Origin of the sequence: Kitasatospora sp. NPDC057904, from assembly GCF_042887925.1 — a bacterium.
GTDB lineage: Bacteria > Actinomycetota > Actinomycetes > Streptomycetales > Streptomycetaceae > Kitasatospora.
In genome coordinates, this window is record NZ_JBHVOL010000011.1 from 316,831 (window position 1) to 337,350 (window position 20,520).

Here is a 20,520-nt window from a genome sequence, read left to right on the forward strand (position 1 = left end):
CATCACGTCACATCGCAAAACGTCACTCGGCGGCCAGGTACATCCCGCTCGCGTCCTGCCCGGCCGTGTTGCGGCACGCGTAGTTCCCGCTGCTCCGCGCGAACAGCTGGGTGAGGCAACTGCCCAGCGCCTGCTGCCCGTAGTAGTTCGGGTGCATCGACTCCTGCAGCGCGCCCTGGGTGGTGTTGAGCCCGCCGTCGAGGAAGCGTGCCCACTCGCTGGTGGCCGCGGACGGCGCGGCGTCCGTGGTCGGCTGCTGGGTGGCCGTGGAGCAGACCTCGCGCCCCTGCAGCATGTCGGAGAGGTCGAGGAACTGGACGCCCTTGGCCGCGGCGACCTGCGCCAGCGCCTTGGAGACCTGCGGCACCATCGAGTCGCGCGCCCAGTCGGCGTCGCCGTCCCAGAACGGGCAGCCGCCGGTGTTGGAGCGGGTCCAGCCGCTCTCGGGGTAGCGCATCTCGGAGCTGCGCGGGATCGGGGACGGGTAGGACTGCAGCACGAGACGGTAAGTCCCCTGCCCGTAGCCCGCGTTGGACATCACCGCACGGATCTCGTCGATCGCCTTGCCGACGCCGGCCATCGCCGCCGGCATCTTCGAGTCGATCGCGGACTGCTGCGAGCCGTGGCAGTAGCTGTACCAGACGAGGTAGTCCTGGACGCAGCTGGAGATGACGCCGGAGAACCCGAGGTCGTTGCCGCCGATCGACAGCGTGATCAGCTTGACGTTGTTCTGCGCGGCCACGGCGGCGAGCTGGTCGGCCTGCGGCGCCTCGCCCTTGAGCGACTGGCCGCCGCTGGAGGCGCGGAAGACGTTGTTGGTGACGGCGCCCGAGCAGGCCAGGTTGATCTGCTTGGCCGCCACAGAGGACGCACCGGTCACCTCGGCGACGTCGGAGCGGTCGCAGCCGTTGGCGGCGGTGGCACCGTAGACGGCGCTCGGGTCGTAGGAACTTCCGTTCCAGGCACGGTCGGTGCCGCTCCGGTCGCCGCTGCCGTCGGCGGAGTTGCCCATCCACCGGCCGGCTTCGCCGGAGATGTAGCTGTCACCGAGCGTGACGCTGGCGGTGGGCCCGCTCGGCGCCGCGGCGGAGGCGGCGGATGCGGGCGCGGCGACGGCGACACCGCCGCCGATCGCGAGCGGGAGGGCGAAGGCCGCGGTGAGCAGCCTGCGGGCGAGTCGCGGGGTCGTGCGGGTGTTTCTCGAACCGTTTTCGGGCACGGCGGAACTCCTGCGGCTCGGTCTCCCCGTGGTGTGGGGACGGGAAGACGCGTGTGAGGGTAGGCCGCCGGCGCCGGTGGCGCGATGAAGATGGCATGACAGAGCTGGTTACCGCTAGGTACGTGCAGCAGGTTTCCCGCTTTGTTACCCACGGGTTCAGACCAGCCCCCACCCGCTCGGCCACCGAACCCCCTCCCCGGCCACCTGCACCCGCCGCACCCGCACCCGCCGCACCCGCCGCACTCACACCAGCCGCGACCCGCCCCCGCCCGCCCCGAGCACCGCCGCGAGGTCGTCCGCCAGCCGCGGCGCCTCGTCCGGCCGGAGGTCGGCCGTGGTGATCCGGATCCCGGGCGGCGACTGGATCCGGTACCGCGCGCCGGGCGCCGCGACCCATCCGCGCTGCACGAGCGCGGTGAGCGCGGAGGTCTCGTCCGGCACGGGCACCCAGACGTTCAGCCCGCTCTCGCCGTGCGCCGCGATGCCGCGCGCCGCGAGCTCGCCGAGCAGCGCGTCCCGGCGGGCCCGGTAGACGGCGGCCACGGTGGCGACGGGCGCCGCGTCGGTGCGCCAGAGCTCGGCGACCGTCCGCTGGAGCAGCTGGCTGACCCAGCCCGCGCCGAGCCGCAGCCGCCCGGAGACACGCCCGATGGTGTCCGCGTCACCGACCGCGACGGACAGCCGCAGGTCGGGCCCGTACGCCTTGGCCGCCGAGCGCACGACCGCCCAGTGCCGCGAACCGGCGCCGGCCAGCGGGTGGTAGGCCTGGTCGACCATGCCGTGCCCGTGGTCGTCCTCGATCAGCAGCACGTCGGGGTGCCCGGCCAGCACCTCGCGCAGGGCCGCGGCCCGGGCGGCGGTGAGTGCAGCGCCGGTCGGGTTCTGGGCCCGGCTGGTGACGATCACGGCGCGGGCGCCCTCGTCGAGCGCCGCGGCGAGCGAGTAGGGCAGCGGGCCCTCGTCGTCGAGCCGGACGGGCGCGGGCCGCAGGCCCATCGCGGGCAGCAGGTCGAGCAGGCTGCCCCAGCCCGGGTCCTCGACGGCCACCGCGTCGCCGGGGCGCAGCCGGGTGCCGAGGATGCGCTCGACGGTGTCGAGGGAGCCGGAGGCGACGGCGATCGGGCCGCCGGGCAGGCCGTCGGCCTCGAAGGAGGCGCGGGCGAGGGCGAGCAGGCCCGGGTCGACGGAGGGGTGGCCGTAGAGGACGGGTTCGGCGCGGGCCGCCTCCGCCGCGGCGGCGAGGGCCGGGGCGAGGTCGGGCAGGAGGGCCGGGTCGGGGTTGCCGGCGGACAGGTCGCGGGCGTGCGGGGGCACGGGCACGCGGATCTGGTCGCGGGTGGTGAGGGCGGGCCGGGGCAGGATGCGGCTGCCCTTGCGGCCGGCGGTCTCGATCACGCCGCGGTCGCGCAGCAGGCGGTAGGCGGCGGCGACGGTGTTGGCGTTGACGCCGAGCTCGGCGGCGAGGTCGCGCAGCGGGGGCAGCGCGGTTCCGGGCGCGAGCTGCCCGCCACTGACGCCCTGTTCGATGTGGGCCGCGATTTCGCTGGCGCGTCGCCCTTTCAGCGGATAGTCTCCTAGCACAAAGCAAATTATGCACTAGTACATAGAGGTTTGTCATGTCGGTCCCTGCCACGGACAGCACCACGTCGGACGCCACCGCCACCGCCACCACCACCTCGGCCTCCGCCGCCGGTGCCACCTACGCCCGCACCGCCCGCACCACGCCGACGCGCTACAAGGACCGCGCCACCTGGGAGCGGGACGCCATCCACGCGATACTCGACAGCACCTACCTCTGCCACCTCGGCTTCGTCGCCGACGGCGCACCGGTCGTCCTGCCGACGATCTATGCCCGCGTCGGCGACCGCCTCTACGTCCACGGCTCGACGGGCAGCCGCCCGATGCGCGGCGCCAAGGACGACGAGGGCCTGAAGGTCTGCGTCACCGTCACCCTCGTCGACGCGCTCGTGCTGACCAAGTCCGCGTTCAACCACTCCGTCAACTTCCGTTCGGTGGTGGCGCACGGCACCGCCCACCAGGTCACCGACCCGGAGGAGCTGAACGTCGCCCTGGACGCGCTGGTCGACCAGACCGTCCCCGGCCGCTCCGCCGAGGTCCGCCCGGCCAACGCCAAGGAACTCGCCGCCACCGCCGTGATCCGCCTCGACCTGGACGAGGTATCCGCCAAGTCCCGCGACGACGGCGCCAACGACGAGCCTGAGGACGTCGACCTGCCCTACTGGGCCGGCGTCGTCCCCGTCACCAGCGGCTTCGGCACCCCCGCTCCGGCCGCCTCCACCACCGTCCCGCTCCCCGCGCACCTGCGCGAGCTGGCCGGCTGACGAAGGCACCCCGCCGATGCACGACCAGACCCAGACTCAGACCCAGAACGAGAACGAGAACGAGAACGCGTCATGCTGATCCGCTCCTGGGACCGCGGCGACGAGGCCGAGTGGCGTGCGTGGCTCGCCGAGGGCCGGGACTTCGGCCTGCTCGCCGCCAACGGCGGGCAGGGCGAAGGCCCCGTCCTGGTCCCGACGCACTTCCTGCTCGACGCCGACCGCGGCGAGATCCTGCTGCACCTCGCCGCGCCCAACCCGCTGCTCGCCGCCGTCCGGGCCGACCCGCACGTCACCCTCGCGGTCACCGACGGCTACGCCTTCGCCCCCGGCCACTGGCGCGGCGCACCCGGCACGCCCACCAGCTACTACGCGTCCGTCCACTTCCAGTGCACGGCGGAGATCGTCGAGTCGGCCGCGGGGAAGGCCGAGATCCTCAACCGCCAGCTGGCACACTTCCAGCCCGAGACCCCGGACACCCGGGTCGTCCCGGGCGAGGGGGAGTTCTCCCGGCTGCTCCCGGGCCTGCGCGGACTGCGCCTGACGATCCTCCAGGTGCGCGCCAAGTTCAAGTACGACGACAAGAAGCCGGCCGACGAGCAGCACGCGATCGCCGAACGCCTCGCCGAACGCGGCGGCGGCCAGGACACCCTGGCCCGCACCCAGCTGCTGCGCCGCAACCAGCGGCGCACCGCCGGCTGAGCCCGCGTCACCCCGGAGCACACGGGCCGCACGCCCCACCCCGCGCCCAGCGCCCCGCGCCCAGCGCCCGACCACAGACCGCACACCCGGCCGCCCGACCACAGGCCGCACACCCAGCCACCCGGCCACCCGGCCACCCGCCTGACACGGCATCACCCGATCGGCCCACGAAACCGGGCCTCGGCCCCCCGCCACTGGTCGAATGTGAGACGTACCCTGCCCGCCCGGCGGAGCCGGCGGCCCCGCACGCCGCCGTCCCCGCCGGGCGGGCCCGTCCACCTCGGGGAGCCCGCGTGTCCACAACCAACACCCGGTCCACCGCCGGAGAGGCCCACCTCGGACACGTCGTGTTCATCTCCGCGGCCGCGGCGATGGGCGGCTTCCTGTTCGGCTACGACAGCGCCGTGATCAACGGCGCGGTCACCGGCATCCAGAAGCACTTCGGGGTGGGCAACGGCGAGACGGCGTTCGTCGTGGCCATCGCGCTGCTCGGCTCGGCCGCCGGCGCGGTGGCCGCCGGCCGGCTCGCCGACCACCTCGGCCGGGTGCGCACGATGCTGCTGGCGGCGACGCTCTTCGCGATCAGCGGCCTCGGCTCGATGTTCCCGCCGAGCATCCAGGTGCTCGCCACCTGGCGCGTGGTCGGCGGCGTCGCGATCGGCATCGCCTCCGTCATCGCCCCCACCTACATCGCCGAGGTCGCCCCCACCGCGTACCGCGGCCGGCTCGCGTCGTTCCAGCAGATGGCGATCGTGCTCGGCATCACCGTCTCCCAGCTGGCGAACTGGGCGCTCAACCAGGCCGCCGGCGGCGAGTCCACCGGCCACCTCGGCGGCGTCCAGGCCTGGCAGTGGATGCTCGGCGTCGAGACCATCCCGGCGCTGGTGTACGGCCTGATGGCGCTCGCCATCCCCGAGTCGCCGCGCTTCCTGATCGCCGACCACCGCGAGGTGCAGGCCCGCAAGGTGCTCAAGGAGGTCGAGGGCGAGGACGTCGACCTGGACGCCCGGGTCGCCGAGATCCGCGCGGTGCTGGAGTCCGCGCACAAGCCGCGCCTGAGGGACCTGCTCGGCGGCCGCTTCGGCCTCCTGCCGATCGTCTGGGTGGGCATCGGCGCCTCGGCCTTCCAGCAGTTCGTCGGCATCAACGTGATCTTCTACTACTCGTCGCTCCTGTGGCAGTCGGTCGGCATCAACGAGTCCAACTCGCTGCTGATCAGCCTCTCCACCTCGATCGTCAACGTGATCGGCACGGTGATCGCGATGGTGCTGGTGGACCGGATCGGCCGCAAGCCGCTCGCCCTCGCCGGCTCGATCGGCATGGCGCTGGCGCTCGCCACCGCCGCCTGGGCGTTCTCCTACCGGCACGGCACCGGCGACACCGCGACGCTCGACAACACCCACGCCACCGTCGCCCTGGTCGCCGCGCACGTCTTCGTGCTCTGCTTCGCCTTCTCCTGGGGCGTGGTGGTCTGGGTGCTGCTCGGCGAGATGTTCCCCAACCGGATCCGCGCCCTCGCCCTGTCCGTCGCCGCCTCCGCCCAGTGGATCGCCAACTGGGCCATCACCGTGAGCTTCCCGGACCTCGCCGACTGGAACCTCTCGGCGACGTACGTGATCTACGCGGCCTTCGCGCTGCTCTCCATCCCGTTCGTGGCCTTCTGCATCAAGGAGACCAAGGGCCGCGCCCTGGAGGAAATGGGCTGACCCCGACCCCCACCGACGCCCCCAACGGTCCCCACCCGACGACCGCCGCAGGACGACCGCCGCACGCGGACCGACCCACCGAGAGGAAGCCATGCCAGACCAGGGCGGCTCCCGGCAGAACCTCACCTTCCCGAGCAACGGCCGCACCGCGCACGGCTACCTGGCCCGCCCGCCCCAGGGCGTCGGCCCCGGCCTCGTCCTCGTCCAGGAGTGGTGGGGCCTCACCACCCACGTCGCCTCGATGGCCGACCGCTTCGCCGCCGAGGGCTTCACCGTCCTCGCGCCCGACCTGTACGGCGGCGCGACGACCCACGACGGCGCCGAAGCCGCCCGCCTCAAGCGCGAGCTGCCCGTCGAGCACGCCGTGACGGACCTCGCCGGCGCCGTCGACCACCTGCTCGCCCTGGACGGCGTCGTCGGCGACGCGGTCGGTGTGGTCGGCTTCTGCATGGGCGGCGGCTTCGCGCTGCTGCTGGCCGCCCGCGCGGGCGACAAGGTGGCCGCCGCCGTCCCCTTCTACGGCCTCCCGCCCGACCCGGACTTCGACTACCACGGCCTCACCGCCCACGTCCTCGGCCACTTCGGCGAGCACGACCGCTCGATCCCGATTTCCGCCGTCGACGAGGCCGCCACCCGCATCGGCGAGGCCACCGACATCCGCCCGGAGATCCACTTCTACCCGGCCGGACACGCCTTCATGAACGACGAGAACCCGCTCGGCACCTACGACGCCCTCCAGGCCCGCACCGCCTGGCGCCGCACCCTGAGCTTCCTCCGGGGCCACCTCGGGTGACTCCCGCACCCGGCTCCGCGAGCGCCCCCTGCGCCCCGCGTGCGCCCTGCGTCCGCCAGGTGGTGCGCAACCACCGGCGCACGCGGTTCGTCCGACCAGGTGAGTCATTCACCACCACCTGGGGGGCCACTGGTGCCGAAGCCTCTGCTGTTCCTGGACGTCGACGGCGTCCTCAACCCGGTCTGCCCGCACCCGGACGCCGGGTTCGACGCCCACACCCTGCTCGGCTACTCGGTCCTGCTCTCCGCCCGCCACGGCGACTGGCTGCGCGAACTCGCCGACACGTACGAACTCGTGTGGGCCACCACCTGGGAGGAGCACGCCAACACCCACATCTCCCCCGCGATCGGCCTGCCCGAGCTCCCCTTCGTCCGCTTCACCGGCTACGTCCCGCAGCCCGGCGACCCGCGCGTCCCCCTCATGCAACTGTTCTCGTCCCGCAAGTGGGCCCCACTGCTGCGCTACGCCGGAGGCCGCCCGTTCGCGTGGATGGACGATGTCATCCCCCAGCGCCTGGTGCGCAATTCACTGTGGCGCCGCGACCGCGTCCTGCTGCCCATCGACCCCGGCCAGGGCCTGGAACGCCGCCACGTCGACCGGCTCCTCGCCCGCCCGCCGAGGTCCCAGAGCAAGCTGACCCTCAAGGGATAGGCAGCACAGGCTCAAGGAGTAGGCAGCTAGCTCAAGGAGTGGGCACCAGGCTTAGGGAGTGGGCAGCCAGCTGACGTGCCCGGCGAGCAGCGCGTACCCGACGAAGGCCACCGTGTCGATCAGCGCGTGCGCCACCACCAGCGGCATCACCCGCCCCCACCGCCGGTACGCCAGGCAGAACACCGCGCCCATGACCATGTTGCCGACCAGCCCGCCGACGCCCTGGTACAGGTGGTACGAGCCGCGCAGCACCGAACTCGCGACCAGCGCCGCCGGCCACGACCACCCCAACTGCCCGAGCCGGCGCAGCAGGTAGCCGAGGACGACGACCTCCTCCAGGATCGCGTTCTGCCACGCGGACAGGACGAGCACCGGCACCCGCCACCACACGTCCGGCAGCCCCGACGGCGCCACCGTCAGGTTGTACCCGGCCGCCTGGGACGCCAGGTACAGCAGCAGCCCGGACCCGCCGATCGCGGCGGCGACGCCCGCGCCCCGCCCGAGGTCGCGCAGCTTCTGCCGCAGGTCGAAGCCGAGCACGCGCAGCGCCGCGCCCTCGCGCACCAGCAGGTAGCCGACCAGGACGACGGGCATCAGCCCGCGCCCGATGTAGTAGAGCTGCCAGGTCAGGTCGAGCCACGGCCGCCCGGGCGCCCGCGAGCCGTTCAGGGTCGCGACCTGCTGGCCGAGCGAGAGCGGCGCGGTGAGCGAGCCCGCGAAGTCGATGACCGCGCTGATGCCGCTGGCCCCGAGCGACAGCCCGAGGACGATCAGCAGCTCGGCACCGAGCAGCCGGCGCGTGGGCCGGGCGGTCTCCGGTTCGGTCGGGACGGTGGTCACGGGCGGGCTCCAGTGCGGCGATCAGGCCTCCGGCCGTCAGCCGACCACCGGGGCGATCATCCTGACACAGCGGCCGCGCGATCCGGCCGGCGGGCACTGGTGCCGTGGCCGGACGGGTCCACCGCGTTGCGACCCCCGGCCACGGCGCTACCCCACCGCGTTGCGCCCCCGGCCACGGCGCTACCCCACCACGTTGCGCCCCGGGCCACGGCGTTACCCCACCGGCCAGGTGTGCACCGGCTCGCCGCCCCGCATGTGCTCGATGTACCGCCGGGTCATCGCCGCGAGCGCCGCCGGCCGGTCCATCCCGTACTGTTCCCGCAGCCGGTGGAAGGTCGCGCTCTGCCAGGCCGCGCCGTTGGTCCGCCGCAGGCACCGCTGCTCGATGATCCCGAGGTAGCGGTCCCGGTCGGCCGGCTCCACGCCCCACGCGTCCAGGCCCTGGTAGGCCATCGGCAGCAGCTCGCCGAGCACCAGGTCGACGGCGGACACCGTGGTCAGCCCGCCGCCGCGCCCCGCCCGGCCCGAGCGCGGCCACTGGAAGACGGCGTCGACGCCGTACCGCGCCGCCTGCCGGAAGTTCTCGTCCGCCCGGTCGAACGGCAGCCTGGTCCACACCGGCCGCGACTGCTCGGCCAGCACCCGCACCACCCCGTAGTAGAAGGCCGCGTTGGCCAGGGTGTCGGCGACCGTCGGCCCGGCCGGCAGTGCCCGGTTCTCCACCCGCAGGTGCGGCACCCCGCCGCTCACGTCGTACACCGGCCGGTTCCACCGGTAGATCGTCCCGTTGTGCAGCCGCATCTCCGCCAGCCGGGGCGCGCCGCCGGAGGCCAGCACCTTCAGCGGGTCCTCGTCGTCGCAGATCGGCAGCAGCGCCGGGAAGTAGCGCAGGTTCTCCTCGAACAGGTCGTACGCCGAGTCCACCCAGCGCTCGCCGAACCACGTGATCGGGCGTACGCCCTGCGCCTTGAGCTCCGCCGTACGGGTGTCGCAGGCCTGCTGGAACAGCACCGGCCTGGTCTCGCGCCACAGCTCCCGCCCGAACAGGAACGGCGAGTTGGCGCCCAGCGCGAGCTGCGGCCCGCAGATCGCCTGCGCCGCGTTCCACACCGAGGAGAACCGCTGCGGCGTCACCTGGAGGTGCAGCTGGAGCGAGGTCGCCGCCGCCTCCGCGACCATGGTGATCGACTCCAGCTGGAGGCGCTCGACGCCCTCGATGTCCAGCGAGATGTCCTCGCCGCGGGCGGCCAGGATCTGGTCGCTCAGCAGGCTGTACCGCTGGTTGTGGGACATCGCGTCCAGCCCGGTGTGGTCGTGCTCCAGCGTCGGCAGGATGCCCACCATGACGATCCGCGCGCCGGCCTCGGCCGCCCGCCGGTCGGCGTAGCGCAGCCCGGTGTCGATCTCCTCGCGCAGTTCCTCGAAGACGTGCCCGCCCAGCCGGTGCGGCGCGATGTTCACCTCGATGTTGAACCGGCCGAGCTCGGTCTGGAAGTCGCTGGAGCCGATCGAGCTCAGCACCTGCGCGTTGCGCATCACCGGCAGGCCCTGCTCGTCGGCCAGGTTGAGCTCGATCTCCACGCCCATCACCGCGCGCGGGCGGTCGAAGCGGTCCTCCTGCAGCATCCGCCCGAGCGCGTCGAGGCAGGCCTGGAGCTTTCGTCGGTACAGCTGCCGGTCCGCCAGATCCGCACGCGTCGCCACGACCTTCTCGCCCATGGTCCCCTCCTCCTGAGCCACCGGCCGACCGACCGTGCCAGACATCATGCCCGCCCGGAAGATCGATACCCGAAGGCGTGTACTGGCTTGCAATGCAAGGAAACTGACGACTATTCAGAGTATCTGCCGACTTGCCCGGCGCCACCGCCTGTGATAAACAGGTCACCCTGCGCACCTGTTCGATAGAATTCGCACTGCGCTCCGGCCGGTCCGCTCCCCGCCCCGAGGCCCTCGTCGAGGGCGGCGACCGCGCCGGCTCCGCGATCCTGCACAACCGGACACGGCCAGGTCCCGTCACCGTTGACACACCGCGCCACGCCGGTATGCCGCACTCGCACGCCGATCTCACACGGAGAGGCGACCTCGCCATGACACTGCAGACCCCGCAACCCCCACCGAGCGCCCTGCGCGCGGTCCTCGCCGCACTCGACTCGGAGACCGCGCTGCGCCAGCCCGCCGCCGCAGCGCTGCGTCATCCGGCCGGCCCCCTGCTGCCCGCCCACCCGCTCGCCGTCCACGTCCTGGACGGCCCGCACCCCGAGCTCACCGCCGCCCGCCGGACGGGCTGGCGCTTCCTGATCAAGGACGGCGCCGACGTGGCCGCCGCCGCCGAAGTGGTGCTGGACATCGAGGGCCACACCTTCTCCCACTTCACCGCCGGCCCCTACCTGGACTCCACGGTCCGGGCGCTGCGCCAGGCCTGGCAGCTCGCGCAGGGCTCCCGGGTGCGCCACCAGCCCCGCCTGCTGACCTTCCCCGGCCAGTACGCGACGGCGCTGTGGCTGCACAGCCCCGACACCGGCCCGGCCGCCGACCTGCTGATCCCGCTCGCCCCGGCCCCGCTCGGCGTCACCGCGCACCGCGCGTACCCGGCCGCCGAGCTCCTCCCGCTGCTCGCACGCGCCCCCCTCGCCAAGCCGCTGCTCCTCGGCACCTCCTGACCCGGACACCCCTGGCGACACCCCCGGCCCCAGGGCTCTCCGGACCTCTCACCCACCCGGACGGGTCACCGTCCATGGCCCTGATGGGTCACCTTGCGCCTGACCCGTCTGTGCGTATTTCGCCACCAGCCCCACCTGAACGGGTGATCTCTGCGCGGGAGTTGTGGCGCATGTCACCAAATCGCTGCGCGCACGTCCGCAGATGCCGACACTGGGAACCAGCGTGGAAGGACCACCTGTCCTACCCACTTGAGCGCCGCTCAACACCTGGTCGGCGCGCGGACAGGATCCGACTGCGCGGCGGTTCCCGACGGCTCGCCGTCGGCGGCCGCCCCACGGGGAGGATCGCAGAGCGAAGCGAGGGTACGCATGTGCCAGCACCGTCCTGAGTGCCCGTCGGCCGAGTCCGAGGACCGCGAGGCTGCCGTCCCGGTGGCCTGCCACCCGGAGCAGGGCTGGAGCCTGCTCTGCAACGGTGTCCTCATGTTCGAGGACACCGGAGAGCTGCTGCCCGACGGCCGGGTGATCGCACCGCGCCGCCCGGTCGCCCACGCGGCCTGACCCGCAGTCCGACCCGCGGCCTGACCCGCGGTCCGACCGTACGCACGCACCATCAGCGGGGGCAGTCCACGAGAACGGGGCAGGGCCCCGGCGAACGCACCGCCGGGGCCCTGCCACTCACGCCTGCCGGATCCGGCTCAGACGCCGTACTCGTCCAGCGGCGGGCACGAGCAGACCAGGTTGCGGTCGCCGTACGCGCCGTCGATCCGGCTGACCGGCGGCCAGTACTTGTCCGCCGGGTTCACGCCCGCCGGGAAGACGGCCTCCTGCCGCGAGTAGCCGTGCGCCCAGTCGCCGGCCAGGGTGGCGGCGATGTGCGGGGCGTTGCACAGCGGGTTGTCGTCGGCCGCCCACTCGCCCGAGCCGACCTTGTCGATCTCGGCGCGGATCGCGATCATCGTGTCGCAGAACCGGTCGATCTCGTGCAGGTCCTCGGACTCGGTCGGCTCGATCATCAGCGTGCCGGCCACCGGGAACGACATCGTCGGCGCGTGGAAGCCGTAGTCGATCAGGCGCTTGGCGATGTCGTCCACCGTCACGCCCGTCTCCTTGGTGAGCGGACGCAGGTCGATGATGCACTCGTGCGCGACCAGCCCGCCCGGCCCGGTGTAGAGCACCGGGAAGTGCGGGGCCAGGCGCTTGGCGATGTAGTTGGCATTCAGCACGGCGACCTGGGTCGCGTGCTTGAGGCCCTCGCCGCCCATCAGGCGGACGTACGCCCAGGAGATCGGCAGGATCGCGGCCGAACCCCACGGCGCCGCCGAGATCGGGCCGACACCGGTGGCCGGGCCGGCCTCCTCCTGCAGCGGGTGGTTCGGCAGGTACGGCGCCAGGTGGGCGCGCACCGCGACCGGGCCGACGCCCGGGCCGCCACCGCCGTGCGGGATGCAGAAGGTCTTGTGCAGGTTCAGGTGCGAGACGTCCGCGCCGAACTTGCCCGGCTTGGCGAGGCCGACCAGGGCGTTCAGGTTGGCGCCGTCCACGTACACCTGGCCGCCGGCCTCGTGCACCAGGGCGCAGATCTGGGTGATCTCGGTCTCGTACACGCCGTGGGTGGACGGGTAGGTGACCATCAGCACCGACAGGCTGTCGCGGTGCTTCTCGATCTTGGCCTTCAGGTCCTCGACGTCCACGTCGCCGTCGACGAGGGTCTTCACCACGACGACCCGCATGCCGGCCATCACGGCGGAGGCCGCGTTGGTGCCGTGCGCGGAGGACGGGATCAGGCAGACGTCGCGCTGGGTGTCGCCGTTGGCGTGGTGGTAGGCGCGGACGGCCAGCAGGCCGGCCAGCTCGCCCTGCGAACCGGCGTTCGGCTGGATCGAGACGGCGTCGTAGCCGGTGACCTCGACCAGCTGCTGCTCCAGCTGGCGGATCAGGGTCAGGAAGCCCTGGGCCTGGTCGATCGGCGCGAACGGGTGCAGCTGGCCGAACTCCGGCCAGGTCACCGGCTCCATCTCGGTGGTCGCGTTGAGCTTCATGGTGCAGGAGCCCAGCGGGATCATGCCGTGGTCCAGCGCGTAGTCCCGGTCCGACAGGCGGCGCAGGTAGCGCAGCATGGCGGTCTCCGAGCGGTGGCTGTGGAAGACCGGGTGGGTGAGGTACTCGTCCTCGCGCAGCAGCGCGGCGGGCAGCGCCTCGGCGGTCTCGGCGGCCTCGACGGCGGGCACGCCGAACGCGGCCCAGACGCCGGCCAGGTGCTCACGGGTGGTGGTCTCGTCGGTGGAGACCGAGATCCGGTCCTCGCCGTCCTGGTACACGTTGATGCCGTTGGCGCGGGCGGCGGCGGCGATCTCGGCGGCGCGGCCCGGGACGACGGCGGTGACGGTGTCGAAGAACTCGCCGTGCAGGAGCTCGACACCGCCGACCCGCAGGCCCTCGGCGAGGGCGGCGGCGTAGCGGTGGGTGCGGCGGGCGATGTCGGCCAGGCCGTCCGGGCCGTGGTAGACGGCGTACATCGAGGCCATGACGGCGAGCAGCACCTGGGCGGTGCAGATGTTGCTGGTGGCCTTCTCGCGGCGGATGTGCTGCTCGCGGGTCTGCAGCGCCAGGCGGTAGGCGCGGTTGCCGTCCGAGTCGACGGAGACGCCGACCAGGCGACCGGGCAGCGAGCGGGCGTACTCGGCGCGCACCGACAGGTAGCCGGCGTGCGGGCCGCCGAAGCCCATCGGCACGCCGAAGCGCTGCGAGGTGCCGCAGGCGATGTCGGCGCCGAGCGCGCCGGGCGACTTGAGCAGGGTCAGCGCCAGCAGGTCGGCGGCGACCGCGACGATCGCGCCGAGGCCGTGGGCCTGCTCGATGACGGGGGCGAGGTCGCGCACGACACCGGTGGCACCCGGGTACTGGAGCAGCACGCCGAAGACGCCGCGCTCGGCGATCTCGGCCGGGATGCCCTCGGAGAGGTCCGCCACGACGACCTCGACACCGGTGGGCACGGCGCGGGTGTTGATCACCGCGACGGTCTGCGGCAGGGTTTCGGCGTCGACGAGGAACACGCCGCCCTTGACCTTGGTGACGCGGCGGGCCAGCGCCATCGCCTCGGCGGCGGCGGTGGACTCGTCGAGCAGCGAGGAGCCCGAGGTGGGCAGGCCGGTCAGGTCGGAGACCAGGGTCTGGAAGTTGAGCAGCGCCTCCAGGCGGCCCTGGGAGATCTCCGGCTGGTACGGGGTGTACGCGGTGTACCAGGCCGGGTTCTCCAGGACGTTGCGCAGGATCACCGGCGGGGTGAAGGTGCCGTAGTAGCCCAGGCCGATCATCGGCTGGAGCACCTGGTTGCGGCCGGCCAGTTCGCGCAGCTCCGCGAGGACCTGGGCCTCGCTGCGGCCGGCGGGCAGGTCCAGACCCGTGATGGAACGGATCGCCTCGGGCACGGCGGTGGCGGCGAGCTCGTCCAGCGAGCCGTAGCCGACCTGCGCCAGCATCTTCTCCTGCGCGGCGGCGTCGGGGCCGATGTGGCGGTTCTCGAAGGGGCTGGCCTGCTCGAGCTCGGTGAGGGTGACGGCGCCGCTCGGGCGTCCCGCGTTCGACTGGGCGTTCATGGTGGTCGAGGCCTCCTGGTCACGGACCGGCGGGGGTACGCACGCCGGTCGGCCTGCACCGCTGCGGACAGCGGGTGGGCCTGGTGGCGGGCGGACCCGACAGGCCTCCCCCTCTGTCATCGGGACCTGAGAGCTTCGCCCGCGCGGCGCGCTGTGGGCGCTCCGCCGGCTTGCACCGTCGGTGAGGGTGGTGGCCGTCGGCTCCCTCGCCGGCGGTCCTGCCCTGCTTTCCAGAGTGACCTATCCCACACGGTACGGATGCCTGAGAGATTCCGGGGAGGAGTTGCTCCTTCGGCGCCCCGGCCAGCGGCTTTCGCCTTCGGGGACTCTCCCGAGCGGGCTCGGCGGTCGCGGCCCAGGGTACCAGCGGGAGCCCGTTCGATCACGGGTGTATCCGGTCACCCGGGGTCTACGCGCGTCCCCCGAACGGCCCACCCCGCAGCCCGTCCGGACGCACCCCGCTCGCGGCCGTCCGGTTGATGGCTTTTGGTGTGAAGTGGCGGACGGCACGGCTGCTCCGGCCGCCGTCCTGCGGGAGTTCCGCAGGCGCAGCGCACTGGAGGAAAGAGTGCAAACCGATATCGACCCCCGCGACCTCATCGGCCACAAGGCGGTCGACCGCAACGGAGACAAGATCGGCACGGTCGACGAGGTGTACCTGGACGACGCCACCGGCCAGCCCGAGTGGGCCGCCGTCCGCACCGGCATCTTCGGCCGGGACGCCTTCGTCCCGCTCACCACGAGCGAGTTCTCCGGCGACGAGCTCCGCGTGCCGTACGACAAGTCGCTGGTCAAGGACTCGCCGGACTTCGGCGTCGGCCAGCACCTGTCGCCGGCCCAGGAGCTCCAGCTCTACCGCTACTACGGCCTCGACACCCCGGTGAACGGCCGGCCGGTGAACGGCGACGCCGGACCGCCGCAGCCCGACCTCGACTTCGGCACCACCGCGGCCGCCACCACGACGACCGTCGCCCCCATGACCACGACCACCCTCACCACCGCTCCCACCACGACCGCCACGGAGGCCCACGTGCGGACCCTCAGCACCCCCGCGCCGACAGCCGCCCCGATGGCGGCCGCGACCACGACCGCCCAACCCCCCGTCGCCCAGCCCGCCGTCCAGCCCAAGCCCCAGAACGCCCCGGCGACCGAGGCCCCGTCCGCCCCCAGCGGCCCGGTCGAGATCACCTGCCGCGAGGAGCGGCTGGACATCACCACCGAGTGGCACGTGCTGGGCACGGCGAAGCTGCGCAAGTACGTGACGAGCGAGCAGGTCGAGCGCCGGGTCCCGGTGGTCCGCGAACGCGTCCGGGTGGAGCGGATGCCGGTGGGCGACGCCGAGCGGGCGGCCCTCACCGAGAAGGAGATCGCCGAGGCGGTGGAGGAGGTCACCCTGCGCGAGGAGCGCCCGGTGGTCCGCAAGTACCTCGCCCCGATCGAGCGGGTCCGACTCGTCGTCGAGCGCTACACGGCGGAGGAGGTCATCCACGACGAACTCCGCCGCGAGAACGTCGAGGTCCACGACGACACCCCCGCCACCCCCAACGGAGCCCCCAACGGCACCCCCACCCCCAACGGCGCCTCCCTCCGCCCCCTGTCCTGAACCGCACCACCCAAAGGCTCCCGGCCCCCACCGGGAGCCTTTGCCATGCCCACCGACTCCCCCATCCCAACTCCCCACCCCCAGCCCGACCACCCCCGTCCGCCACACCGCACGACGCCCCACCCGACGACCCCCCTCCGCCAAACCACACCACTCCCCCCAACCCCCCACCCCCAGCCCGCCGCAGGCGCCCCCCACCCCCGCCCGACCACTCCCCTTTGCCAAACCTTAACCACTCGATATTTGACACTCTGAAGTATCTCCCTGCATGGTTATTTCAGTTCATTCACTATGTACGGGAGGAAGCAACCGTGAGTGAGGCACCACAGCCCACCACCGCGGCCGAGAAGCAGAGCACCACCCGGGTCCTGCCGGCCCTCATCCTGGCGATGCTGTCGTTCAGCGTGGTGCAGACCGCGGTCGTCCCGATCCTGCCGTCGCTGGCCAAGGAACTGGACGTCTCCGGCTCCAACATCACCTGGCTGATGACCGCCAACCTGCTCTCCGCCGCCGTGCTGACTCCCCTCCTTGGCCGCTTCGGCGACCTCCGGGGCCGCAAGCCGATGCTGCTGATCTCGCTGGCCGGTCTGGTCGCCGGTTCGGCGCTCGCCGTCAGCACCCACTCGTTCAGCCTGCTGATCGTCGCCCGCGTCCTCCAGGGCGCCGGCGGTGGCGTGATGCCGCTGGCGATCAGCATCGTCCGCGACGAGCTGCCCAAGCAGAAGGTGACCGGCGGCGTCGCCGCCATCAGCGCCTCGATGGGCGTCGGCTCCGGCCTCGGCCTGGTGGCCACCGGTCTCCTGCTGGAGCACTGGAACTACAAGTCGATCTTCTGGATGGGCCTGGTCTTCGGCCTGATCGCGGTCGCCCTGGTCGCCTTCCGCGTCCCGTCCGACCCGGTGACCGACAAGGAGGGCGGCGCCGACCCGCTCGGCGCCCTCACCCTGGCCGGCTGGCTCTCCGCCCTGCTGGTCGCGGTCAGCCAGGGCAACCACTGGGGCTGGACCTCCACCAAGACCCTCGGCCTGTTCGCCGTCGCCGCCGTCGTGGCCCTGATCTGGGGCGTCATCGAGGTCAAGGTCAAGCACCCGCTGGTCGACCTGAGCATGATGTCCCGCCCCGCGGTCGCCTTCACCAACCTGGCCGGCCTGCTGATCGGCTTCGGCATGTACGGCTCGTTCATGGTGATCAGCAACTTCGCCCAGACCCCCGAGAAGCTGGCCCACTACGGCTTCACCGCCACCGTGCTGCACGCCGGCATCATGCTGCTGCCGTCCGCCATCGGCTCGATGGTGGCCGCTCCGGTCGGCGCCATGCTGATCGCCCGCCGCGGCCCGCGTCTGCCGCTGGTCCTCGGTGGCGTCCTCGGCGCCGTCGCGATGGCCTACCTGGCGCTGCGCCACAGCCACGAGGGCGACATCTACACCGCCTCCGCCATCTTCGGCCTCGGCATCGGCCTCGCCTTCGCCGCGATGCCGGCGTACATCAACGGCGCCGTCCCGGTCGAGCAGAGCGGCATCGCCAACGGCATGAACTCCGTGCTGCGCACCGTCGGTGGCGCGATCGGCACCGCCGTGATGACCGCCATCCTGACCGGCGACACCATGAAGCTCCCGATCAAGATCCCGGTGCTGCTGCCGACGCTGGACGCCTACAAGCACGCGTTCTGGACCACCGCCGTGGTTTGCATCATCGCCGGTGTCGTGCCGTTCCTGATCCGCACCGTCAAGTCCTCCGCCCCGGTCACCGCCTCCGGTGCCCAGGCCGGGCAGATCCCCAGCGACGAGCTGGTGAAGACCGACGCCTGACGAGGCGTCCGCCCCCGCGCTCAGGGACAGGGCGCGGGGGCCCGGACCTCACACGGTCGGGAGGGCATCGCGACCGCCCGAGGCCCGGTAACGGAATGCGGCCCCACCTGGTACTCCCCTTCCAGGTGGGGCCGCAACGCGTTCTCAGCCCTCCTCCTCGGCGCCCTCCTCGGCGCCCTCCTCGGCGCCCTCCTCGGCGCCCTCCTCGCCGTCATCCACGCCGTCATCCACGCCGTCATCCACGCCGTCATCCACGCCGTCATCCCCCACGTCCTCATCGGCACCCTCCTCGGCCCCGGCGCCGAACCGCCGGCCGCCCCAGTCCTCGCCCTCGACCAGCGGCAACGGCCGGGCCGGCTCCAGGTCGGGATCGTCCACCGAGAAGGTCCGCACCCGCCCCGGCCCGCTCCACGGCGTCTCGAACCGCACGGTCACCCGCCCGACGCCACTGCCCTGCACCCACCCGGGCCCGTACTCCGCGTGGTGGACGTCCTGCCCGGGCATCCAGCGCCGCAGGGCGGGCTCCTCCGGCTCCTCCGCGGCCCCCGCGCCCTCCTCGCCGCCGTGTTCGAGCGCGGCCTCCTCCCGGACGGCCTGGGCGAACAGGTCCTCCTGGGTGTAGTCGGCGAGCTGCGAGACCCCGACGCCGAGCAGCCGCACGCCGCCCGTGATGTCCACCTGGGACGCCAGCCGACGCGCCGTCTCGGTGATCACCGTCTCGTCGTCCGTCGGCCCGCGCAGCGTCTCCGACCGGGTGAGCGTCGAGAAGTCGAAGCGGCGGACCTTGAGCACCACCGTCCGCCCCGAGCGCCCCGCGGCCCGCAGCCGCCGCACGCACCGGGCGGCCAGCACCTCGACCTCGCGCAGCACGCGGTCCCGGTCGGCGAGGTCCACCTCGAAGGTGTCCTCCACCGAGACCGACTTGGCGTCCTGGTCGGCCACCACGGGCCGGTCGTCCAGCCCTATCGACATGGCGTAGATGCCGCTGCCGTGGGCCTTGCCGACCAGTTGGACGAGCTCCGCCTCGCCCGCGTCGGTGAGGTCGGCCACCGTGACCAGCCCGGCCCGCCGCAGCACCTGCTCGGTGGCCGGCCCGATCCCGGGCAGCGCCCGCACCGGCATCGGGCCGAGCACGGCCCGCTCCTGCCCGGGCTCGATCAGCACCAGCCCGTCCGGCTTGGCCCGCTCGGAGGCGATCTTCGCCATCAGCTTGGACCCGGCCGCGCCGACCGACCCGGTGACCCCGGTGTGCCGACGGATGTCGGCCCGCAGGTCCTCCCCGAGCGCCAGCACCAGCCGCTCCCCGGTCTGGTGGTCCGCCTCCCTCAGTGCCGGGCCGTACGGGCCGGCCTCCAGGTCGACGAACGCCTCGTCCAGGCTCAGCGGCTGCACCAGCGGCGACAGCTCCCTCAGCAGGCCCATGACGATGTCGCTGACCTGCCGGTAGGCCTCGAACCGCCCGGTCAGGAAGGCCGCGTTCGGGCACAGCCGGCGCGCCTGCGCCGTCGGCATCGCCGAGTGCACCCCGAACTTCCGCGCCTCGTACGACGCGGTGGAGACGACCCCGCGCCCGCCCACCCCACCGACGATCACCGGCTTGCCGCGCAGGCTCGGCTTGGCCGCCTGCTCCACCGCCGCGAAGAAGGCGTCCATGTCGAGGTGGATGATGCTCGGCAGTGATCGCACGCGCCGATCATGCCGCACGGGTCCGACAGTGCGTGCGAACCCGGCCGCACCCCCGCCTCGCCCCGGCCGCGCCCCCTCCGATACCCCGCTCCGCTACCCCCTCCGCTACCTCTGGGCGGCCTGCGCCAGCGCCTTCGGGATCCCGTCCTCCTTGGGCCCGAGGAACACCGGGTCCGGCCGCATCCAGGCGCTCAGCGCCGCCTTGCCGGCCCCCGGGATCTCCCGCAGGCCGCCGTACAGCCACGTCACGTCGTGCAGCTCCGGCACCCCGACGGCGTACGACTCGATCCCGGCCGCCCGGCACAGGGCCAGCGCCCGCCGGACGTGGAAGTCCTGGCTCACCAGCACCGCGCGGTCCACCCCGAAGACGCGGTGCGCCCGGGTGCAGGAGTCCCACGTGGTGAAGCCCGCGTAGTCCCGGACCACCCGGTCCTGCGGGACGCCGTGGTCGACCAGGTAGCGGAACATCGCGTCGGGCTCGCTGTACTCCACCCGCCCGTTGTCGCCGGTCACCAGGATCGCCCGGACCTTCCCCTCCCGGTAGAGGTCCAGCGCCCCGACCAGGCGGTGCTCCAGATAGGGCGTCGGCTGTCCGCGGTCCAGCCCGGCCCCGAAGACGACCGCCACCGGCGCCGACGGAGCGGACTCCACCGTGCCCACCCGGTCCCCCGCCGTCAGCCACAGCCAGGACATCGGCGCCAGCGCCACCGCGCAGCAGAGGACGGCCAGTTGGTAGATCCTGCGCTGCGTCCGCCGCTGCCGCAGCCGGACGGCCCACTGCTCGGCCCGGCGCCGCAGCAGGCCCGCTATCCCGGAGCCGACGCTCACGTGCCCTCCCTAGATCGTTCCACCAGGCACCACGACGAGGCCGTCGAGGGTGCACAGGCCGTGCACGGGCACGCCCAGCACGGCGG

General features: G+C 72.9%; 15 protein-coding genes, 2 pseudogenes and 1 riboswitch. Of the genes and pseudogenes, 10 read left to right on the forward strand and 7 right to left on the reverse strand.

The window, feature by feature from the left end; all coding sequences use genetic code 11:
• Positions 1-22: 22 nt before the first annotated feature.
• Both ACFVSN_RS27540 and ACFVSN_RS27545 read right to left on the reverse strand, forming a co-directional pair.
• On the reverse strand, positions 23-1,219 hold the full coding sequence (locus tag ACFVSN_RS27540) for a GDSL-type esterase/lipase family protein (RefSeq protein ID WP_387956764.1): 1,197 nt from the start codon (positions 1,217-1,219) through the stop codon (positions 23-25).
• Positions 1,220-1,462: 243 nt separating this feature from the next.
• The gene (locus tag ACFVSN_RS27545; protein ID WP_387956765.1) at positions 1,463-2,800 is read right to left on the reverse strand and encodes an aminotransferase class I/II-fold pyridoxal phosphate-dependent enzyme; all 1,338 of its coding nucleotides are present in this window, start codon (positions 2,798-2,800) and stop codon (positions 1,463-1,465) included.
• Positions 2,801-2,835: 35 nt separating this feature from the next.
• On the opposite strand from ACFVSN_RS27545, the gene ACFVSN_RS27550 reads away from it, so the two are divergent.
• From ACFVSN_RS27550 to ACFVSN_RS27570, 5 genes are all read left to right on the forward strand, one after another.
• On the forward strand, positions 2,836-3,561 hold the full coding sequence (locus ACFVSN_RS27550) for a pyridoxamine 5'-phosphate oxidase family protein (RefSeq protein ID WP_387956766.1): 726 nt from the start codon (positions 2,836-2,838) through the stop codon (positions 3,559-3,561).
• A gap of 72 nt (positions 3,562-3,633) precedes the next feature.
• Positions 3,634-4,260 carry an FMN-binding negative transcriptional regulator gene (locus ACFVSN_RS27555; RefSeq protein WP_380445894.1) on the forward strand — a complete coding sequence of 209 codons (627 nt, stop codon included), beginning with the start codon at positions 3,634-3,636 and terminating at the stop codon, positions 4,258-4,260.
• 371 nt (positions 4,261-4,631) lie between these two features.
• A complete protein-coding gene (locus tag ACFVSN_RS27560; RefSeq protein ID WP_387956772.1) occupies positions 4,632-5,966 on the forward strand; it encodes a sugar porter family MFS transporter in 1,335 nt (444 codons plus the stop codon).
• Positions 5,967-6,057: 91 nt separating this feature from the next.
• Positions 6,058-6,759 carry a dienelactone hydrolase family protein gene (locus ACFVSN_RS27565; protein ID WP_387956767.1) on the forward strand — a complete coding sequence of 234 codons (702 nt, stop codon included), beginning with the start codon at positions 6,058-6,060 and terminating at the stop codon, positions 6,757-6,759.
• A 132-nt stretch (positions 6,760-6,891) separates the two neighbouring features.
• On the forward strand, positions 6,892-7,410 hold the full coding sequence (locus ACFVSN_RS27570; protein WP_380448335.1) for an HAD domain-containing protein: 519 nt from the start codon (positions 6,892-6,894) through the stop codon (positions 7,408-7,410).
• Positions 7,411-7,461: 51 nt separating this feature from the next.
• Here ACFVSN_RS27570 and ACFVSN_RS27575 read toward each other — a convergent pair whose 3' ends face one another.
• On the reverse strand, positions 7,462-8,250 hold the full coding sequence (locus ACFVSN_RS27575; RefSeq protein WP_380448333.1) for a CPBP family intramembrane glutamic endopeptidase: 789 nt from the start codon (positions 8,248-8,250) through the stop codon (positions 7,462-7,464).
• Between the two features lie 213 nt (positions 8,251-8,463).
• On the reverse strand, positions 8,464-9,969 hold the full coding sequence (locus tag ACFVSN_RS27580; RefSeq protein ID WP_387956768.1) for a glutamate--cysteine ligase: 1,506 nt from the start codon (positions 9,967-9,969) through the stop codon (positions 8,464-8,466).
• A gap of 368 nt (positions 9,970-10,337) precedes the next feature.
• Between ACFVSN_RS27580 and ACFVSN_RS27585 the strand changes: the two genes are divergently transcribed.
• Both ACFVSN_RS27585 and ACFVSN_RS27590 read left to right on the forward strand, forming a co-directional pair.
• Positions 10,338-10,910 (forward strand): hypothetical protein, encoded by a 573-nt coding sequence (locus ACFVSN_RS27585; RefSeq protein ID WP_380448330.1) that lies wholly within the window; start codon positions 10,338-10,340, stop codon positions 10,908-10,910.
• A 369-nt stretch (positions 10,911-11,279) separates the two neighbouring features.
• A complete protein-coding gene (locus ACFVSN_RS27590) occupies positions 11,280-11,471 on the forward strand; it encodes a DUF5999 family protein (RefSeq protein WP_313766696.1) in 192 nt (63 codons plus the stop codon).
• Between the two features lie 137 nt (positions 11,472-11,608).
• Here ACFVSN_RS27590 and gcvP read toward each other — a convergent pair whose 3' ends face one another.
• Positions 11,609-14,509 carry an aminomethyl-transferring glycine dehydrogenase gene (gcvP, locus tag ACFVSN_RS27595; protein WP_387956769.1) on the reverse strand — a complete coding sequence of 967 codons (2,901 nt, stop codon included), beginning with the start codon at positions 14,507-14,509 and terminating at the stop codon, positions 11,609-11,611.
• A 240-nt stretch (positions 14,510-14,749) separates the two neighbouring features.
• Positions 14,750-14,853, reverse strand: a riboswitch (glycine riboswitch).
• 224 nt (positions 14,854-15,077) lie between these two features.
• Between gcvP and ACFVSN_RS27600 the strand changes: the two are divergent.
• The 3 genes and pseudogenes from ACFVSN_RS27600 to ACFVSN_RS27610 form a co-directional block, all read left to right on the forward strand.
• Positions 15,078-15,458: pseudogene (locus ACFVSN_RS27600) on the forward strand (PRC-barrel domain-containing protein); the annotation flags it as partial.
• Between the two features lie 246 nt (positions 15,459-15,704).
• Positions 15,705-16,112 (forward strand): annotated as a pseudogene (locus ACFVSN_RS27605) (YsnF/AvaK domain-containing protein); the annotation flags it as partial.
• Between the two features lie 311 nt (positions 16,113-16,423).
• Positions 16,424-17,920 (forward strand): MFS transporter, encoded by a 1,497-nt coding sequence (locus ACFVSN_RS27610; protein WP_380449071.1) that lies wholly within the window; start codon positions 16,424-16,426, stop codon positions 17,918-17,920.
• Positions 17,921-18,064: 144 nt separating this feature from the next.
• Here the strand turns inward: ACFVSN_RS27610 and ACFVSN_RS27615 are convergent, their stop codons facing one another.
• Together ACFVSN_RS27615 and ACFVSN_RS27620 are read right to left on the reverse strand one after the other, a co-directional pair.
• Positions 18,065-19,606, reverse strand: a complete 1,542-nt coding sequence (locus tag ACFVSN_RS27615) for a DNA polymerase IV (protein WP_387956770.1) — start codon at positions 19,604-19,606, stop codon at positions 18,065-18,067.
• Between the two features lie 105 nt (positions 19,607-19,711).
• Positions 19,712-20,434: a vancomycin high temperature exclusion protein gene (locus ACFVSN_RS27620; protein ID WP_380449075.1), complete on the reverse strand. Its 723-nt coding sequence runs from the start codon at positions 20,432-20,434 to the stop codon at positions 19,712-19,714.
• Between the last annotated feature and the right edge of the window lie 86 nt (positions 20,435-20,520).

What these genes read in the sequence shown, in the direction of transcription:
- ACFVSN_RS27550 (WP_387956766.1), top strand. Translation starts at nt 2,836, where the DNA reads ATGTCGGTCCCTGCCACGGACAGCACCACGTCGGACGCCACCGCCACC.
- ACFVSN_RS27555 (WP_380445894.1), top strand. Translation starts at nt 3,634, where the DNA reads ATGCTGATCCGCTCCTGGGACCGCGGCGACGAGGCCGAGTGGCGTGCG.
- ACFVSN_RS27560 (WP_387956772.1), top strand. Translation starts at nt 4,632, where the DNA reads ATGGGCGGCTTCCTGTTCGGCTACGACAGCGCCGTGATCAACGGCGCG.
- ACFVSN_RS27565 (WP_387956767.1), top strand. Translation starts at nt 6,058, where the DNA reads ATGCCAGACCAGGGCGGCTCCCGGCAGAACCTCACCTTCCCGAGCAAC.
- ACFVSN_RS27580 (WP_387956768.1), bottom strand. Translation starts at nt 9,969, where the DNA reads ATGGGCGAGAAGGTCGTGGCGACGCGTGCGGATCTGGCGGACCGGCAG.
- ACFVSN_RS27585 (WP_380448330.1), top strand. Translation starts at nt 10,338, where the DNA reads ATGACACTGCAGACCCCGCAACCCCCACCGAGCGCCCTGCGCGCGGTC.
- ACFVSN_RS27590 (WP_313766696.1), top strand. Translation starts at nt 11,280, where the DNA reads ATGTGCCAGCACCGTCCTGAGTGCCCGTCGGCCGAGTCCGAGGACCGC.
- gcvP (WP_387956769.1), bottom strand. Translation starts at nt 14,509, where the DNA reads ATGAACGCCCAGTCGAACGCGGGACGCCCGAGCGGCGCCGTCACCCTC.